At 72.9% G+C, this 520-nt stretch carries 1 pseudogene; it reads right to left on the minus strand.

Annotated elements, in window-relative coordinates:
- Positions 1–334: 334 nt before the first annotated feature.
- Positions 335–520, minus strand: a pseudogene (locus tag ACTMS0_RS29095) (hypothetical protein); the annotation flags it as partial.

Here is a 520-nt window from a genome sequence, read left to right on the forward strand (position 1 = left end):
CGCCGGTCACGGCGGGCCCCACCCCTGACCTGCTCGCGCTCCGCCCGCCCGTCCCGGTCACGGCACCGGGGCTGGCGCGCCTCCACCGGTCACGGGGCTATGGACTCGCGCGTCGACCGGTCACGGTCAGGGCGCCGGAGCTACGCGCGGCCGGCGCATGCCGCTGGGCGGGCAGGCCCGGCGCGGCGGCGAGGATGAGGGGTTGCCGGTGGAGACGCCGCTGGCCGGCACCCGTGTCGGGTGCCGGCCAGCGGCTTGTTTCCCCCTGTGAGGAAAGCCTGTGTGGGTTGTCAGCTGCCTTGGTCAGCTGGCCCGGAGGTCAGCTCCCGTGGGGTCAGCTGGTCCAGTGCTCGGCGACGAGGTCGGCGGCCTGGGTCTCCCACTGCGCGTAGTGGAACGGGTAGGCCGAGACCTGCACGGTCTGGGCGGCCTTGGTCAGCGGCATGTCCTGCCAGCCGTCGACCTGCTTGAGACCCTTCAGGAACGCCATCGTCGAGTACTCCGGGTCGGTGATCTGCTC

The sequence above is a fragment of the Micromonospora sp. H33 genome (assembly GCF_052068455.1).
In the GTDB taxonomy this organism is placed as follows: Bacteria; Actinomycetota; Actinomycetes; order Mycobacteriales; family Micromonosporaceae; genus Micromonospora.